This window comes from Streptomyces sp. NPDC018045, from assembly GCF_044327445.1.
Classification (GTDB): domain Bacteria; phylum Actinomycetota; class Actinomycetes; order Streptomycetales; family Streptomycetaceae; genus Streptomyces.
This window is the reverse complement of sequence record NZ_JBIRFL010000013.1, coordinates 88025-104112: the sequence shown is the minus strand read 5'-3', so window position 1 is coordinate 104112 and position 16088 is coordinate 88025. Positions and strand designations below refer to the sequence as shown.

Annotated in this window: 15 protein-coding genes; 8 read left to right on the top strand and 7 right to left on the bottom strand. The window is 74.1% G+C overall.

Annotated features, from left to right (window positions below; translation table 11 throughout):
- Positions 1-79: 79 nt before the first annotated feature.
- The 6 genes from sodN (at position 80) to ACH4EB_RS25780 (ending at position 4956) form a co-directional block, all read left to right on the top strand.
- A complete protein-coding gene (gene sodN, locus ACH4EB_RS25805; RefSeq protein ID WP_398350061.1) occupies positions 80-475 on the top strand; it encodes a superoxide dismutase, Ni in 396 nt (131 codons plus the stop codon).
- Between the two features lie 185 nt (positions 476-660).
- Positions 661-954 carry a chemotaxis protein CheB gene (locus tag ACH4EB_RS25800; protein ID WP_398350060.1) on the top strand — a complete coding sequence of 98 codons (294 nt, stop codon included), beginning with the start codon at positions 661-663 and terminating at the stop codon, positions 952-954.
- Between the two features lie 311 nt (positions 955-1265).
- Entirely contained in the window at positions 1266-2129 is an 864-nt protein-coding gene (locus tag ACH4EB_RS25795) for a GAF domain-containing protein (RefSeq protein ID WP_398350059.1), read from the top strand.
- Between the two features lie 22 nt (positions 2130-2151).
- Entirely contained in the window at positions 2152-2883 is a 732-nt protein-coding gene (locus ACH4EB_RS25790) for an ANTAR domain-containing protein (RefSeq protein ID WP_398350058.1), read from the top strand.
- Positions 2884-3022: 139 nt separating this feature from the next.
- The gene (locus ACH4EB_RS25785) at positions 3023-4372 is read left to right on the top strand and encodes a hypothetical protein (protein WP_398350057.1); all 1350 of its coding nucleotides are present in this window, start codon (positions 3023-3025) and stop codon (positions 4370-4372) included.
- Complete coding sequence (locus tag ACH4EB_RS25780) at positions 4369-4956, top strand: hypothetical protein (protein WP_398350055.1); 588 nt, start codon at positions 4369-4371, stop codon at positions 4954-4956. The genes ACH4EB_RS25785 and ACH4EB_RS25780 overlap by 4 nt, the downstream gene beginning before the upstream one ends.
- On the opposite strand, the gene ACH4EB_RS25775 is transcribed toward ACH4EB_RS25780, so the two are convergent.
- Positions 4875-7298 (bottom strand): ATP-binding protein, encoded by a 2424-nt coding sequence (locus ACH4EB_RS25775; RefSeq protein WP_398350054.1) that lies wholly within the window; start codon positions 7296-7298, stop codon positions 4875-4877. The genes ACH4EB_RS25780 and ACH4EB_RS25775 overlap by 82 nt on opposite strands.
- Positions 7299-7523: 225 nt before the next feature.
- Between ACH4EB_RS25775 and ACH4EB_RS25770 the strand changes: the two genes are divergently transcribed.
- The gene (locus tag ACH4EB_RS25770; protein ID WP_398350053.1) at positions 7524-10688 is read left to right on the top strand and encodes an AfsR/SARP family transcriptional regulator; all 3165 of its coding nucleotides are present in this window, start codon (positions 7524-7526) and stop codon (positions 10686-10688) included.
- A gap of 355 nt (positions 10689-11043) precedes the next feature.
- On the opposite strand, the gene ACH4EB_RS25765 is transcribed toward ACH4EB_RS25770, so the two are convergent.
- Complete coding sequence (locus ACH4EB_RS25765; protein WP_398350052.1) at positions 11044-12003, bottom strand: LysR family transcriptional regulator; 960 nt, start codon at positions 12001-12003, stop codon at positions 11044-11046.
- Positions 12004-12224: 221 nt separating this feature from the next.
- Between ACH4EB_RS25765 and snpA the strand changes: the two genes are divergently transcribed.
- Complete coding sequence (snpA, locus tag ACH4EB_RS25760; protein WP_398350050.1) at positions 12225-12872, top strand: snapalysin; 648 nt, start codon at positions 12225-12227, stop codon at positions 12870-12872.
- A 178-nt stretch (positions 12873-13050) separates the two neighbouring features.
- Here snpA and ACH4EB_RS25755 read toward each other — a convergent pair whose 3' ends face one another.
- The 5 genes from ACH4EB_RS25755 to crcB (ACH4EB_RS25735) all read right to left on the bottom strand — a co-directional run bounded on the left by ACH4EB_RS25755 (position 13051) and on the right by crcB (ACH4EB_RS25735) (position 16014).
- Positions 13051-13596, bottom strand: coding sequence for a GNAT family N-acetyltransferase (locus tag ACH4EB_RS25755; protein ID WP_398350048.1), 546 nt, complete (start codon positions 13594-13596; stop codon positions 13051-13053).
- A gap of 25 nt (positions 13597-13621) precedes the next feature.
- Entirely contained in the window at positions 13622-14365 is a 744-nt protein-coding gene (locus ACH4EB_RS25750; protein WP_398350046.1) for an ANTAR domain-containing protein, read from the bottom strand.
- Positions 14366-14568: 203 nt separating this feature from the next.
- Entirely contained in the window at positions 14569-14955 is a 387-nt protein-coding gene (locus ACH4EB_RS25745; RefSeq protein ID WP_398350045.1) for an STAS domain-containing protein, read from the bottom strand.
- Between the two features lie 184 nt (positions 14956-15139).
- Positions 15140-15514 carry a fluoride efflux transporter CrcB gene (gene crcB, locus ACH4EB_RS25740; RefSeq protein ID WP_398350044.1) on the bottom strand — a complete coding sequence of 125 codons (375 nt, stop codon included), beginning with the start codon at positions 15512-15514 and terminating at the stop codon, positions 15140-15142.
- On the bottom strand, positions 15511-16014 hold the full coding sequence (gene crcB / locus ACH4EB_RS25735; protein WP_398350043.1) for a fluoride efflux transporter CrcB: 504 nt from the start codon (positions 16012-16014) through the stop codon (positions 15511-15513). The genes crcB (ACH4EB_RS25740) and crcB (ACH4EB_RS25735) overlap by 4 nt, the downstream gene beginning before the upstream one ends.
- Positions 16015-16088 lie beyond the last annotated feature (74 nt).

Genomic DNA, 16088 nt, shown 5'->3' with positions numbered 1-16088 from the left:
ACCCCGAGCCACCCGAGAAAAGCCTTCCCGCGGCGAGTAATCTCGCACCTGAGAAGACGATCACGAGGAAGGACAGAACATGCTTTCCCGCCTGTTCGCCCCCAAGGTGAAGGTCAGCGCCCACTGCGACCTGCCGTGCGGCGTGTACGACCCGGCCCAGGCCCGTATCGAGGCCGAGTCGGTCAAGGCCGTCCAGGAGAAGTACCAGGCCAACGAGGACGCGGACTACCGCACCCGCGCCATCCTCATCAAGGAGCAGCGCGCGGAGCTGGCCAAGCACCACGTCTCGGTGCTGTGGAGCGACTACTTCAAGCCGCCGCACTTCGAGAAGTACCCGGAGCTGCACCAGCTCGTCAACGACACCCTCAAGGCACTGAGCGCCGCCAAGGGTTCCAACGACCCGGCGACCGGCCAGAAGGCCCTCGACTACATCGCCCAGATCGACAAGATCTTCTGGGAGACCAAGCAGGGCTGATCCGGTGTCCGGGGCGGCCCGGTGTCCCGACCCGGACACCGGGCCGTCCCGGCCCTCGCTCCACCACCGCACCCGGTCCCCGGTGCGCCGTACCCCGGCGCACCGGGGGCCGGGTGCGGCCGCGTCGCCACGGTGGCACGTTCCGCGCGACCGCCGCCGAACCCCGCTTTCGACAGGCTCGGACGGTGACGACGGACCGCAGCGCGGCGGACCACTACGAGGCCCTGGCCCTCGCGTCGTCCGCGGGCGGCATCCACGCCCGCACCGTGGCCCTCGGCGCCCTCGGGCCGGACCTCCCGGTGCCGGCCCTGGTGGTCCGGCATCTCGACCCGCGACACCGCACCGTCATCGCCGAGGTGCTCGGCCGGCGTACCGCGTTGCGGGTCAAGCTGGCCGAGAACGGCGAGCGGGCCCGGCCCGGCACGGTCCACATCGCACCCCCGACCGGCATCTCCTGGTGGAGCCCGGAGGCACCCTGACGCTCTCCGGGAGCCGCGGCGCGGTGGACATGTGGGGTCTGCGCCCGAACGAGGTGACCGTACGAGCCGTTCTTCTCGCTGGACTTCGGACTGCCGACCGAGACGCTGCGCCCGGCCGTGGCGAAGTGCCTGGAGTCGGGCAAGCGCACCGCCCTACCCGGGTCTCGGCCGCCAACCGGATCGGCCGGAGCATCCCCTGCAACGTGCTCTGTTCCCCCTTCGACCGGCACAACGGCGGTGTGGTCCTGCCGCTGGAGGCCGACCGGGGCGATACCGGCGACTGAGCGCCACCACCGGCGTACGCTGAGAACATGGTCTGGGGCTCGCGCAGAGACGTCCATGCGGGGCTGGCGCACCGCCGTGCGGCCAGGGCACGGCAGCACGCCGAGCACGCCGACGCGTGCGCCGACAAGCAGGAGATCCTGGCGGCCATGGCGGGCACGGACGCGCAGCTTCATCTGCGTCTGGCCGACTCCTACCGCCGGTCGGCGCGTTACCACCTGTCCTCCGCCCGCCTCCAACAGGCGTACGCCGACCGGATGTCCGCATGGGGCGGGGACGAGACCAGCCGGCCGCGCTTCATGACCGGCGTCGCGGAGGCGTGCGGCACCTCCAGCGCGGCGCTCACCCTGATGGGAGCCGACCACGGCCAGCTCTCCGTCGCCTCGTCGGACGAGCCCTCCCGGTCCGCGCAGGACCTGGAGTTCGTGCTGGGCGAGGGGCCCGCGCACGACGCGGCGGCGAGCGGCTGCCTGATCTCGGCGGCCGGCCGGGTCATCGCGAGCCGCTGGCCCGCCTACGGACCCGCACTGATCTCCCTGGGCGTCCACGAGGTGCTCACCGCGCCGTTGCGGACCGAGGGCACGTGCATCGGCGCGCTCGCGGTCTTCGACCCCGGCGACGGTCCCGCCGCCACCGGTGCGCTCAAGGTGATCGCCGACGCCCTGACCCGTACGGTGCTCCTCGGCCCCGACGCCGACCCCGAGCTGTACGACGACGCCGATCACCGGGACTGTGTCCAGCAGGCCGCCGGAATCCTGTCCGTCCAGGCGGGCTGCCGGGTGCAGGACGCGCTCGCCATGATCAAAGCACGCGCTTTCGCCGACGGGCAGCCACCGGACGCCATCGCCGAGCGGATCGTACGCGGCACGCTGAAACTCGCCCAGGGGCGCTGAACCCACCGAGGGGACCTCACCCATGACCACCGCTCCGCATCATCTCGCGTCCGTCTTCGTGGAACTGGCGGGTGGCGGCGCGCCAGGACCGCCCGGCGTCCCCACCCTGCTCGCCCGGCTCACCGAACGCAGCAGGGAGCTGCTCGCACTCCGGGCGACCGCGGTCACCTTCTCCCCAGGGGCCCGCGACGCGCCTCACGTGGCCGCTTCCGACGCCGATGTGTGCCGCCTCGAACAGGACGCGGTCGCCTGGCGCGAGGGCCCCGGCCCCGCCTGCCGCCGTACCGGCACGGCGCTCGGCGGTACGGCCCTGACCGGAGCGGTGGCCCGGCAGCGCTGGCCGCGCTACGCGCCCCGCGCCCTCGCCCTGGGCTGCACCCACACCGCCGCACTGCCGATACGGGGTCACTCCCGGCCGGTCGGCGCCCTGGTCCTGCTCGCCACCCGCCGCACCACACTGACCGGTGATCTGATGGCACTGGGCCAGTCGCTGGCGGACTTCGCCGCCGTGACCCTGCTGCGCGAGCACGAGGTCGCAGCGGGCCGCGCCCTGGCCGCCCAGCTCGAACACGCCTTGGAGACACGGGTCGTCATCGAGCAGGCCAAGGGGGCGCTCACCGCGCGGCACGCCCTCTCCCCCGACGCCGCCTTCGCCGTGCTGCGCGGCTACGCCCGCTCCCACCGGCGGCTGCTGACCGACGTGGCCCGCGAGGTGGTCGAGGGCCGGCTCGACGTGCCGCGCCCGCGCACGTGAGGACAGCCGGCGGCCGGGCCTGACCTGGGCTGCAAGGGTTCGTCAAGGCCGGCGCAAGGAGTCCGTCGCGGCGGCCGGGCAGCTCTCCCGCGTACGGGACCCGACCGAGGGGACCGACGCGACCATGGGGGAGTTCGATATGTCCGTTGCGGACCTCACGGCCACGGCCGGCCGGACACCACACACCGCGGACCGCGGCAGCGCGCACCGGCACGGCCCGGCGCGCACCGGCCCGGCGCGGCAGCACACCGTACGGCGCGACCCGGGACAGTGGCTGACGGTCACCGACGCCAAGCGGGTACTGGTGATCGTGCACACCGAGGTGTACGGCAGGCGGCTGCTGGACCTGCTGCCGCTGCTGGAGTCCGAACTGCGGGTCGAGGTGGTCTTCACCGTCCCGCCGCACGCCTTCAACGCGGGCGCGGAACGCCTGCTGCGCGTCCTGGGCGCCACCGTCGTCCCCTGGGAGACGGCCGTCCGGACCGGCTTCGACCTGGCGCTGGCCGCCGGGTCGCAGGGCATGGAGCAGGTACGGGCGCCGCTGATCCGGATCTCGCACGGTGCCGGGCACCTGTCCCTGGCCCGGGTGGCCGACGGGGTGCGGCCCGGTGAAGAGCGCGGGCCCGGCGGCATCACGGGGCGGCGGTACCTGATGTGGGACGGCCGGGTGGTGCCCAGGGCGGTGGCGCTGGCCCACCGCGACGACCTGGCGGAGCTGGCGCGCTGGTGCCCGGAGGCGCTGCCGGCCGCCGAGGTGGTGGGCGACCCCTGCCACGACCGGATCCGCGCGAGCCTGCCGCTGCGCCGCCGTTACCGTACGGCGCTGGGTCTGCGGCGCGGCCGGAAGCTGGTGCTGGTGACCTCCACCTGGGGGCGGCGCTCGGCCTTCAACCGGCTGGACGCCCTGCTGCCCCGGCTGCTGTCCGAACTGCCCCGCGACACCTACCGTACGGCGCTGCTGGTGCACCCCAACGTCTGGTCGCGGTACGGGCACTGGCAGCTCCGCGCCTGGCTGGCCGGGTGCCGGCGGGCGGGCCTGCACGTCCTGCCGCCGGACGCGGACTGGCGGCCGCCGCTGATCGCCGCCGACTGGATCATCGGGGACTACGGGTCGGTGACGCTGTACGGGGCGATGACCGGCGCGCCCATCCTGCTCAACCGCTTCCCGCACCGGGACGCCAACCCGGCCTCGCCCGGCGTCGAGCTGGCGCTGACCGCCCCGGCGCTGTCCCCGGCCCACCCGCTGGAAGCCCAACTCCGGTACGCGGCCGAGGAGTACCGGCCCGAGGACTACGCGCGGATCGCCGCGCGCATCACCTCCGAGCCCGGCCGCTGCCACCGCAACTTCCGCCGTCTGATGTACCGGATGCTCGGCCTCGGCCAGCCCGCCTGCCCGCCGGAGACACCGCCGCTGCCGCTGCCCGCCCCGCTCGGCCCGGCGGCCGCGGGCGGGCGCTTCGGGAGCGGGGAAACGGAGGTGTCCGCATGACGGCGGAACACCGGCCGGGGGTCGCGCCGACCGCCGTTGCGGTGCTTCCGACCTCGGTGGCGCGCCCGGTGGCGGTGGCGCTGGTGGAGACGCCGGGGCGGACCTACGTGGTGGTGATCGCGGACACCGACGGGACCGGTGCGCGGTCCGGCTGCCCGGACGACGGGTCCGGGGAGTTGCTGGCCGTGGACCTGGACCGCTGCCCGGACACACGGCGGATCGCCTGCGCGGACGCGCTGCACGGCAGCGGCGGCGAACCGGCGGTGCTGACGCTGCGGCGCCACCCCGGCGCTCTCGTCGTCGTCCGGCGGCGTACCGCCCGTACGGCGGAGGCGGTGGTCCGCGACGGCACCAGGCTGGCGGTGACCGCGGCCGGTCCCGCTCCGCCCGGCCGACGGGACCTGCGGCTGCTCACCTCGCTGCTGCACGGCTGGCTGGTGGAGGGGCTGCCCGTGGAGGCGCTGCGGTCGGTGCGGTTCCTCGGCGCGGAGCACGGGCCCGGTCAGGCCTCGCCGGCCGGTGCCGCCAGGTTCCGGATACGTTCCGCCAGGCGCCGCGCGTCGCTCGGGCTGAGCGACGCGTAGCGGGCCAGGGCGGCGTCGTAGCGGCCGCGGGCCGTCGCGGCGTCGCCCCGGTCCTGGGCGGTCTGGCCCAGCATCTCCAGCACCCGGGCCTGCCAGTGCGGCGACCCGGTGGCGCGGAACTCCGCCAGTGCCTGCCCCAGCAGGCGTTCGGCGGTGGGGTGGTCCCCTATCGCCTCGTGCGCGTGGGCCCGGCCGAGGTGGGCCAGGGCGCGCGCCGCGTCGTACGGGTCGGGGACCGCCAGCAGGTCGGCGCGAGCCCTGGCGAGCAGGCTGCGGGCCTGCTGGGGGCGGCCGGTGGCCAGGGCGACGTCGCCCAGGCACAGCCGGGAGAGCGCCGCGCCACGGGCGTGGCCGATGGCCTCCCGTAACCGCAGGGCGTCGGCGAACAGCGACTCCGCCAACGGCAGGCGGCCGGCCAGCCGGTGGGTCTGGCCCAGTCCGTGCAGCGCCTGCGCCTCGGCCCGCCGGTCCCCCGCGCGGCGCGCGTCCTGAAGGGCCTCGGTGAACCAGTCGGCCGCCTCGTCCAACTGCCCGGCGTTGTACAGGCCGCTGCCGCCGGTGGTGAGCATCCGGCTCACACCCTCCGGGTGCCCGGCCCGCCGGGCGGCGTCGAGGCCGGTCCGGTGGGCCTCGATCCACAGGTCGTACGGGCGCAGCCGCAGGAAGAGGGGCTGGAGGGAGTCGACGAGCTGCCAGGTGAGGGCGTGCCAGGAACGGCCGGCGGCGGTGCGTACGGCGGCCATCAGCTCGCCGCGCCCGGTGTCGAGCCAGCGCAGCGCGGCGTCGGCGTCGGGGAAGGTGAGGGGGGAGGCGGGGAAGATGTAGTCGCGGCGCAGTACGCGGTGGGCCGGCGACAGGAGCGCGCGGGCCGCCGTGGCGGTGGCCAGATACCACTCCACGGCCCGCCGCACGGCCTGTTCCCGTACGGCCGCGGTCTCCTCCCGCTCCGCGCACTGGGCCGCGTGCAGCCGTACGAGGTCGTGGAAGCGGAACCGGGTGGCGCCGGTGGTGTCGTCGGGCCCCAGGTCCTCCAGCAGGTGGGCCTCGGCCAGTTCGTCCAGGAGCTGCTCGGCCCGGGACGGCGGGACCGCGCCGACCGCCGCCGCGAGCGGGCCGGTCAGGACGGTCAGCGGGGGCAGCGCGAGCAGGCGGTAGGCGCGGGCGGTGGCGGGCGGCAGGCAGCGGTAGGACTCGTCCAGCGCCGAGCGCACCGCGCGCTCACCGCCCAGGTGCAGCGCCTCCAGCCGCCCGGCCTCCTGGGTCATCGCACCGGCGAGGGCGGCGACGGTCTGCCGGGGCCGGGCGGCCATCCGGGCCGCGGCCACACACACCGCCAGCGGCAGCCCGGCGCACAGGGCGACCAGTGCTCGGGCGGCGACCGGCTCCTGGGCGACGCGGCCGCCGCCGACCCGGCGGCCGAACAGCTCCACCGCGGCGCCCACGTCGAGGGTGCCGAGCTGGTGGAAGGCCGCGCCGTCCACGCCCAGCCCGGTCAGCCTGCTGCGGCCGGCCGCCACCACCAGGCTGCCGGCCGCACCGGGCAGCAGCGTACGGACCTGGGCGGCGCTGACCGCGTTGTCGAGCATGACCGCGATGCGCAGTCCGGCCGTGAGCGTGCGCCACAGCGCCGCCTGCTCGGCGGTCTCCGCCGGTGCCCGCGCGACGCCGAGGGCGCGGATGAACTGCCCCAGGATCTCGCCGGGCGGCACCGGCCCGCCGGGCGCGTGCCCGCCGAGGTCCGCGTACAACTGGCCGTCCGGGTAGTCCTCGCCCAGCCCCCGCAGCCAGTGGGAGACGAGGGTGGTCTTGCCCACCCCGGCGGGTCCGGTGACGGCGATGAGCAGCGGCCCGCCCCGGCCGTGACCGGCGCGCAGGGCGTCGAGCGCCGCGAGGTCGGCGGTGCGGTCGGTGAAGTGGGGCGGGGTACCGAGGAGTTGCCGGGGCACGGGGCGGGTCCCGGCGGCCGGCTGGAGGTGGACGTCGCCGTGGATCGTGCCCGCCTGGACCACGAGGCCGGTGATGCCGGAGGAACCGATGACGTTGGTGTGGTGCCTGGCATCCGGTGCCGCTCCCGCTCGGCCGGGCAGGCGGTGCCGTAACCCGGCCAGGTATTCCGCGAGTGCCGGGCTGTCCCGGGCGCGGTCGGTGAGCAGCTCCGCCAGTTCCCGCAGCCGGTCCGGGTCGTGTGGTGGCTTTTCGGCGGACGGGAGCAGGTCCGTGACACTGTTTTCCGGATCGGGGAGCGCCGAGCGGAGTGCGGCGGCCAGCGCGCGCCATTCCGCCGGCCGGCGCGCCGCCCCGGCCAGTACCGCCGCCAGTTCCCCGACTGTGATCGGCACCATTTCCCGCCGCCTCCCCCGCACCTTCCCGAACCCTCGTCCCCGGGAACCGGTGAACGACCGGTGGGAAAGGTCTACCCGCGTCATGGGTAAACAGACCGGGGGCGCACCCGACCGGCATATTCCGGCCACCCCACAGGATCAAGAAACGGTCTCTGGTGAGGCCAGGTGACGTCGTGTCATTCTTTTCCGCAAGTGAGCGGGGCGTACCGGAGAGAAGGTTCGCTCGTGCACGTCGACATCCGGGTACTGGGCCCCGTGGACATCCGGCTGAACGACCGGCCCGACCCCCTGGGCTCGCTCAAGGAACGGGCCCTGCTCGCCGCGCTGTCGGTGGACGCGGGCCGGCCGGTGCCGCTCGACACGCTCATCGCCCGCCTGTGGGACGACCACCCGCCCGCGAAGGCCCGCGCCGGACTGCACTCCTACGCCGCACGGCTGCGCCGGCGGCTGCGCGCGGGCAGCCGCAGCGCCGCGCTCACCCAGCAGGCCCACGCCTACACCCTCGACGTCGAGCCCGGCCGGGTCGACTGCCACCGCTTCCGTGATCTGGCCGCCCGGGCCCGCGCGCTGGCCGACGCGGGCGACGACCACGGCGCACTCGCCGCCTTCGAGGAGGCGGAGGCGCTGTGGCGGGGCGAACCGCTCTGCGGTCTGTACGGGCTCTGGGCCGGGGGCGTCCGGGCCCGGCTGGCCGAACACCGGCTGGCCGCCACCCTGCGCCGGATCGCCATCGAACTGCACCGGGGACGGTTCGCCGAACTCACCGCCGAACTGGCCGCACTGTGGGAGCAGCACCCCACCGACGAGGACCTGGTCGGCCACCTGATGATCGCGAACTACGGCTGCGGGCGGCAGGCGGACGCCCTGCGCGCATACGAGACGACCCGCCGCCGGCTCGCCGAGGAACTGGGCACCGACCCGGGCGAGGCGCTGACCCGGATCCACCGGCACATCCTCGACGGCGTCCCGGCCGCCCGGCTGCTCGTCCGCGAACCGCCGTGCCCCACCACGCCCGCACCGGCCTGCGGCCCGGGCCCGGTGCCCGACAATCTGCCCAGCCACGGCGAACTGGTCGGCCGCGAGGACGAACTGCGCCTCCTGACCGCCCCCGTGCGGGACGGCGCGGTCATCGCCCTCCAGGCCATCTCCGGCATGGGCGGCATCGGCAAGTCACTGCTGGCCGTGCACCTGGCCCACCGGCTCCGACAGCGCTACCCCGACGGCCGGATCCACCTGGACCTGTGCGCCCACGCCCCCGGCCGCCCGCCGCTGACCCCGCAGGCGGCCCTGACCGCGCTGCTGCGCGTGCTCGGCGTCCCGGCCGACGGCATCCCGCGCGGCCTGGACGAGCTGACGTCCCTGTGGCGCTCCCTGCTGAGCGGCCGCCGCGCCGTGATCGTCCTGGACGACGCGGCCGGGCCCGAACAGGTCAGGCCGCTGCTGCCGGTCGGCTCCCCCTCGCTGACGGTCGTCACGAGCCGCCGCCGGATGGCGGGCGTCCCCGGGCTGCACCCGGTCTTCCTGGACGTACTGCCGCCCGAGGACGCCGCCACGCTCTTCGTCCGGCTCGTCGGGCCCGAGCGCGCCGGCGACCCCGACGAGGTGGCCACCGTCGTCCGGCTGTGCGGGCGCCTGCCGCTGGCGGTCGAACTCGCGGCGGGACGGCTGGTCTCCCGGCCTTCCTGGACCACCGGCCACCTCATCCAGCGGCTGTCCCGCCGGCACGGCCGCCTCGGGGAGATCCGTGACGTCTACCGGGACATCGCCCGCGTCTTCGAGATGTCGTACCACACGCTGGACGACGAGCAGCGCACCGTCTTCCGGCTGCTGGCCCTGCACCCCGGCCCGCAGTTCGGCCCGCACGCCGCCGCCGCGGTGACCGGGCTGCCGCTGCCCGCCGCGGAACGGGCCGTCGAGACGCTGCTGGACGCACACCTCGTCCAGGAGCCCGAGGCGGACCGCTACCAGTACCACGACCTGATCGCCGAGTACGCGCTCACCCTGGCCGCCGAGGACCCGCCCGAGGTACGCGAAGCCGCCCTGCACCGGCTGTCCGCGTTCTACCTCGGCGCGGCGGACCGGGCGGACCGGCTGGTCAACCCGCGCCGGTCGCGGCTGGACGTGCCGTACCCGTACGACCCCGAACTGCTGCCCCGGTGGAACGGCCCCCAGGAGGCCAGGGACTGGTTCGCGGCCGAGCACCAGGCGCTGTTCGCCGCCGAGCGGCACGCCCGTACGCACGGGGCGCCGGACCGCGCCGCCTGGTTCGGCCACGTCCTCGCCGTGTTCCTGGACACCGAGGGCCACTGGGCCGAGGCCGAACACATCCACCGGCACGCGGCGCTGCACTGGCAGCAGTGCCGGGACCGGCGCGCGGAAGCCAGGGCGCAGACCGACCTCAGCACCACACACGCGCACGCCGCCCGGTACGCGCAGGCCGAGGCGGCCGGCCGCCGGGCACTGGAACTGGCCCGCGCGGTGCACGACACGGAGGCCGAGGCGGAGGCGCTGCAACAGTTGGGCGTGCTCCACTGGCACCGGGGCGAATACCGCCCGATGCTTTCGGTGCAGCGCGCGGCGCTCGCACTGCGGGTGAAGTCCGGGGACCGCTGGCACCAGGCCCGCAGCACCAACAATCTCGGCATCGCCCATTTGCACCTGGGCGACCACGGGGCCGCGATGCATCATTTCCGTGCGGCACTGGCCATGTTCCGCGAGATCGGCGACAAGCGCGGTGAGACGCAGTCGTTGAACAATCTCGCGGAATCGCAATGGCACACGGGCGAACAGGAAGCGGCACGGGCGTCCTTCGCCCAGGCACTCGCGATCTCCGCGGAATCGGGCAGCCGTTCCGAACAGGCCATCGCACGCATCAATCTCGCCTCCACCTTCCGTATGCCGGAGGAACTCACCGAGGCACTCGGACTCTATACGGAAGCGCTGCGCTCCTTCCAGCAACTGGGCGACCGCCGGAACGAGACCATCACGTTCATCAACACCGGAAATGCCCTGCGCGACTCCGGTGAATTCCCGGCGGCGGCGCGGCGTTACGCGAGCGCGCTGGAACTGGCCCGTGCCATCGGCGCGGGCCTGGAAGAGGCGCAGGCCCTGCGGGGCCTGGGGGTCACGGATCTCGGGACCGGACGGACGGAACAGGCCGCCGTGCACCTGGAAATGGCACTGGGTGTCGCCCGCCGGATCGGCTCCCCCGAGGAGGAGGCCCGCTGCTGTGACGCGCTCGCCGAACTTCATGTGGCGACCGGGGACCGGGAAAAGGCGGGCGCGCTGTGGCGCGTCGCGCTGGCCACGTTCGAGCGCCTCGATGTGTTCGAATTCCGCCGCTTGGAGGCGCGTGTGTTCGAGGTGGGGTGCATCGATCTACGCGAATAGACACCGTGAAATCTTGCTTGGTGGACCGAGTTTGACAAGATCGGCCCGAGACTGTTTGCTGTCGCACCTCTTACCCTAACGGGTCAACAGACAGCAGAAAGTCACATACACGTGCTCAGCTTTGAACCTGCGGCGACCGATCATGTCGCCAATCAGGCGCCACTGCACTCCGAAGTCCGCACCGCCCCGCAGCACGAGCCTGATGAATCCCGCGACGGGTCCATATGGTCACCCATCGAGTTCGACGATGACCCGAATCGACCGTATTCAGGGAGGGTATGCATGCCCAGCCTGGCAGCCAGGCAGGGCGACCGACTGACCGTCTGACCACAGGCCGGCCGCCCCGCCCCGCCCCTCACGTCCCAATGGCCAACGGCCCGTCATGCCGCACCAGCCACTCGCGGTACGCCGTGCTCTCCCAGGCCACTTCCATGTACGAGGCGGTCAGGTCGGCGAAGAGGGCGTCGGCGGGCGCGGCCGGGGCGGCGCCGGGGCGGTGGGCCATGAAGAGGCGGACGGCCAGCGGGTCGCCGCGCAGCGGACGGATGGCCATGCCGTGCCGGGGCCGGGAGGTCGGCTGGCAGGGGGCCACCACCTCGCCCGCCGCGACCAGGTCGGCCGCCGTGAGGTAGTCCCCGTGCACCACCCGGGGGTCCAGGCCCGCCGCCGCAAAGACCCGGCGCAGCCCCGCCCACTCGCCGTCCACCGACGGGTTGACCATCCACTGGTCACCGGCCAGCTCGGCCAGCTCGACGACCGGGTGGCGGGTCGCCGGGTGGCCGACCGGAAGCGCTACGAACTGCGGTTCCCTGGCCATCAGTTCGCGCTCCACCAGCCCGTCGGGCCGGCGCAGCGGCGCCCCCTCCACCTCGTGGACGAAGGCGACGTCGAGCTGGCCCATCGCCACCATCTGGAGCAGCGCGTTGGCGGACACGTCGATACGGATGGTGGTGTCCGTGCCGGGCAGCCTGGCCCGCAGCCGCCGCAGCCAGCCCGCCACCGCCCGGCTGCTGGTGCTGCCGATGCTCAGCCGCGAGCCGCCGGACCGCAGGGAGGCGGAGGCTACCTCGTCGACCAGGGCCCGCATGTCGGCCACTATCGGCCGGGCGCGGGTCAGCACCGAGTGCCCCAGCGGTGTCGGCCGGCTGCCGGTCCGCTCACGGAAGAACAACTGGCCGCCCAGGGCGTTCTCGATGCGGCGGAGCTGGGTCGTCAGGGAAGGCTGGGTCATGCCGAGCTGCCGGGCGGCCTTGCGCACGCTGCCGGCGTCGGCGATCGCGCACAGCGCACGAAGATGCCTCACTTCGAGCTCCACGACCGGAGCATAACGACGTTTGCGCACGTCACACCAGACTCTTCGGGCACGCTTGGGTCTCTTTCCGCCCGGGGGTATCACCTGGTGCTATCACCACATGGCATCTCCGCGCCCCGGATGATCTCGAACAGACTCTCCGGCACCAAGAGTTCATCCGCAGGGCCCCGGCCGCCGCCCCACACGGCGGCCGTACGGCCCCACGGGCGATAAGGAGTCCCCCCATGAGATCTCCCAAGACGGCGCTGCCGGCAGCGCTCGGCCTGGGCCTCGTCGTCACGCTGGCCGCCGCGGCCCCCGCGACGGCGACCTCCGTCTCCTCCGCTCCCCGGACCCACCAGGTCACCGCCGCCGCGTACGCCGGCTCGGCCGCCGAGAAGGCGGACACCCGGGCGTTCTTCGAGGCCGTCATGAGGTCGGTCAAGGCCAAGCAGGCGGCCCACCCCGGCCTGAAGGCCGTCACCGTCACGTACGACGCGAGCGCGGCGCCGACGTTCAAGAGCCAGATATCCCAGAGCGCCCAGATCTGGAACAGCGCGGTGAAGAACGTCAAGCTGCAGGAAGGCAGCGGCGGCGACTTCCAGTACCGCGAGGGCAACGACGCGCGCGGCTCCTATGCCAGCACCGACGGCCACGGCAAGGGTTTCGTCTTCCTCGATTACCAGCAGAACAAGGAGTTCGACTCGACCCGCGTGACCACGCACGAGACCGGGCACGTGCTGGGTCTGCCGGACCACTACGAGGGTCCGTGCAGCGAGCTGATGTCCGGCGGCGGCCCCGGCCCGTCCTGCACGAACACCCAGCCGGACCAGAACGAGCGGGCCAAGGTGGACCAGCTCTGGGCCAACGGTCTCAAGGGCGTACGCCCCTGACGGGCTCCTCCCCACCGGGTCCGGTAAGGCGTGCGGCCGTCACGGACCCGGGAAACCACGGCGCGCGGGCGCCGCGGTCCGACAGCGTCTACGCGCGCGGCGGGCTCCCCGGAGCCCTGCCGCGCGCGTACGCGTTCCGCGCCGCGCACCCGCTCCTGTTCGTACGATGCGCCGTGCCTCAGTGCGCCAGTTCCCGGCTCCACGCCTCCAGTTCCGGCTCGCCGCCGGCGGAGCGGCGCAGCCGGCCGGTGGGCTGCCACCCCCACGCCCGTACCGCGGAGCGCGCGGCACCGTTCGCCGTCTCGACGAGGGTGACCACCGTCGTGGCGTTGCTGCGGACCAGCAGGGTCTCCTGGAGCCGGGTGGCGACGTGGCCGCGCCGGTGCGCGGGCAGCACCATCAGCTCGGCGACGACGAACACCCTGCCGGAGGCGGTCAGTTCCTCCAGGCCGGGCGGTACCTGTCCGTTGAAGCCCTGCCACCACCGGCCGTCGCGCTCGGCGGGGAAGCCGTAGGCACAGCCGACCAGCGTCGGGTCGCTGGCGATGACCATCTCGAAGCCGGGGTGCTGGACGTGCTCGGCGAACCGCTGCAGAAAGGCCCCCCGTCCGCGGAATTCCTCGCCCGAGGGGCCGCGGTACGCCTCGACGTACAGGTCGGCGACGGCCTCGCGTTGTGCCTCGGCCTGCCACCTGGTCAGGCGCCGCAAGAAGACTTCTGCCATCCGGTCCTCCACAGGGTCCAGGAAATCACCTTCGGTTGAGGAAGTACTCCATGACGAGGCCGCTGTCGAGCGTGCCGTCGACGACCTGGCGGGCGAGGTCGGACAGCCGCCGGCGGTGGGCGCGCGCGTAGGCCCGGAAGACCGTGAACGCCTCGTCCACGCTCATCGCCCAGCGTGCGGCGAGCATGCCCTTGGCCTGTTCGATCACCACGCGGGAACTGAGCGCACGCTGCAACTGGGTCCGCTCGGCGTGGCTGCGCTCCAGGCTCTTGTGCTGTACGGCGATGACGGCCAGCAGGTCGGCCAGCGACCGGGCGAACGCGCCGCCCTGCTCGCCGAGCGGTGCGGCGGTGCCGGAGAGGAGGGCCAGGACGCCGACGCCCCGGGAGCGCAGCCGCATCGGCAGGGCGTGCGCGGTGATGTGGCCCCGGTCCCGCGCGAGGGCGGTGAACCGCGGCCACCGCGCGGCGGTGCGCGGGTCGGTCAGGGCGATGTCCGTCTCGGCCGTACCGGCGCGGTGGCAGTCGGCGTACGGGTCGCAGGGTTCCTCGGGGCCGTCCGGGCCCAGCAGGCGGGCGGTGTCGCCGAACTCGGCGACCACCCGCAGCCGGTGCTGCGCGTCGGCGAGGAGCACGGCGGCCGCGTGGGCGCCGAGCAGGCCTGCGCAGTGCCCGGACCATCGGCCCAGCAGCTCGGCGCAGTCGGCCTCGCCGGTGAACGCCTCGGGTAAGTCCGCCCACACCTGCGACAGGGGTTCTTCACGGGCCATGGAAACCATCCCTCCCCGCCTTCGACCGGTCGTGGCCCGTGTCCACCGTCCCCAGGATCGAAGCCGCACGGCCACTATGCCCCCGGCAAGCCTCCGGCGGGAGACCACCGACACCATGTGCCGCGGGCGCGGGGCCGGTCCACCGGCCCTTGGAGCCGGTGTCATGACTCCGGCCGGGCGCCCGCCGCCCGGCGTTCAGGCCCTTACGGCGAGCAGTCCGCCATCTGGTCGCGACGGGCGTCCCGTACGTTCGCGTAGCGGGGGAAGCGTTCGGTCAGCCGGGTCGCCCTGAGCAGGGTGGCGATGCCGCGGTGGGCGTGTACGACGCGCAGCCAGCCGCCCTGTTCGACGGCCTGGTTCTGTGCGGTGCACAGCTCCCGCAGCGCGGAGCAGTCCATGAAGGTCACCGCGCCCAGGTCGACGATCAGCCGGGGTGGCCCGGTGGTGCGGCTGCGGCCCTGCCGGAGCAGGCTCCGCAGGCGTGGCGCCGTCATGAGGTCCAACTCCCCCTCGGGACGCACGACATTGATCTTGCTGACACCGATCCGGTGGTGGACATTCATGGCGATCCCGCCCCTGAAATCAAACATGCGCGCACTGACTCTTCTTCGTGCGAACCGGGGTCCGGGGCACCGCGCCATCAGCGTATTCCGGTGGAGCGTCGGACGGCGGTGAAGAAAGGTTCCGTTCGAAACTCGACCCGATTCGTTCACCCGCCCGGGGGCCGCGTCGTACGGGCGAGCCCACCCGGCTCGCCGGTCACACCCGTACCGCTCAGGGCCACAGCGCCCGGGCGAGAGCGACACCGGCGAACACCGCGGCGAGGCCGGCGGCCACACTCGCCGCCACGTTCGCGGCGGCGCGCCACCGCGCCCCGTCGGCGGCCAGCCGGAGCGTCTCGTACGAGAAGGTCGAGTACGTCGTCAGCGCCCCGCACAGGCCCGTCCCGAGCAGGAGGTACAGGTGCGAGGAGGCGGCGCCCGCCGCCACCGCGCCGGTGACCAGGCCCAGCACCAGCGAGCCCGCGACGTTGACCGTGAACGTCCCCCAGGGGAAGGCGCCGCCGTACCGGACCCGCACGAAGCGGTCCGTCAGGAACCGCAGGGGCGCGCCGACCATCGCGCCGGCCACCACCAGGAGCCAGCTCACGGCCTGCTTCCCTTCCGTACGTACCGGGTGCCCGCGAAGGCGGCCCAGACCGCCGCCAGTGCGGCGAGCAGGGTGGCGGCCAGGTAGGCCAGGCCGAGAGCGAGCCGACCGGTGTCCGTCAGGTGCTGGATGTCCACGGTGTACGTGGAGAAGGTCGTGAAGCCGCCGAGGATGCCGGTGCCGAGGAACGGGCGCAGCAGCGGGTGCGGCGAGCCCCGCTCGGTGAGCAGTGCCATCAGGACGCCCATCAGCGCGCAGCCGACGACGTTGACCAGGAAGGTGGTCGCGGGGAAGGTCCCGGGGGCGGTGGGCCACAGCAGTCCGGCGCCGTAGCGGGCGGCCGCGCCGATGCCGCCGCCGAGCGCGACCGCGCCGGCGGCCGGCCAGTGGCCCTGCCAGGGCGGCCGGGGGCGCGCGCGGGCCGGGTGCCCGGCGGCTGGTCCGGTGGGGTGCAGCGCGGACGGGTCGGCCGTCAGCGGGCGGGGGGCTCCGGTGCTCATACCTCTCCTACTCGCGCGGTGCGGGCGCTCCCGCGTCCGCTCTGCAAGCAGGGACCGTTGGCGGCCTGCGACGG

Excerpts from the sequence above, each read along its gene's own strand:
- sodN (WP_398350061.1), top strand. The coding sequence starts at position 80 with ATGCTTTCCCGCCTGTTCGCCCCCAAGGTGAAGGTCAGCGCCCACTGC.
- ACH4EB_RS25795 (WP_398350059.1), top strand. The coding sequence starts at position 1,266 with ATGGTCTGGGGCTCGCGCAGAGACGTCCATGCGGGGCTGGCGCACCGC.
- ACH4EB_RS25790 (WP_398350058.1), top strand. The coding sequence starts at position 2,152 with ATGACCACCGCTCCGCATCATCTCGCGTCCGTCTTCGTGGAACTGGCG.
- ACH4EB_RS25785 (WP_398350057.1), top strand. The coding sequence starts at position 3,023 with ATGTCCGTTGCGGACCTCACGGCCACGGCCGGCCGGACACCACACACC.
- ACH4EB_RS25780 (WP_398350055.1), top strand. The coding sequence starts at position 4,369 with ATGACGGCGGAACACCGGCCGGGGGTCGCGCCGACCGCCGTTGCGGTG.
- ACH4EB_RS25775 (WP_398350054.1), bottom strand. The coding sequence starts at position 7,298 with ATGGTGCCGATCACAGTCGGGGAACTGGCGGCGGTACTGGCCGGGGCG.
- snpA (WP_398350050.1), top strand. The coding sequence starts at position 12,225 with ATGAGATCTCCCAAGACGGCGCTGCCGGCAGCGCTCGGCCTGGGCCTC.
- ACH4EB_RS25755 (WP_398350048.1), bottom strand. The coding sequence starts at position 13,596 with ATGGCAGAAGTCTTCTTGCGGCGCCTGACCAGGTGGCAGGCCGAGGCA.
- ACH4EB_RS25750 (WP_398350046.1), bottom strand. The coding sequence starts at position 14,365 with ATGGCCCGTGAAGAACCCCTGTCGCAGGTGTGGGCGGACTTACCCGAG.
- ACH4EB_RS25745 (WP_398350045.1), bottom strand. The coding sequence starts at position 14,955 with ATGTTTGATTTCAGGGGCGGGATCGCCATGAATGTCCACCACCGGATC.
- crcB (WP_398350043.1), bottom strand. The coding sequence starts at position 16,014 with ATGAGCACCGGAGCCCCCCGCCCGCTGACGGCCGACCCGTCCGCGCTG.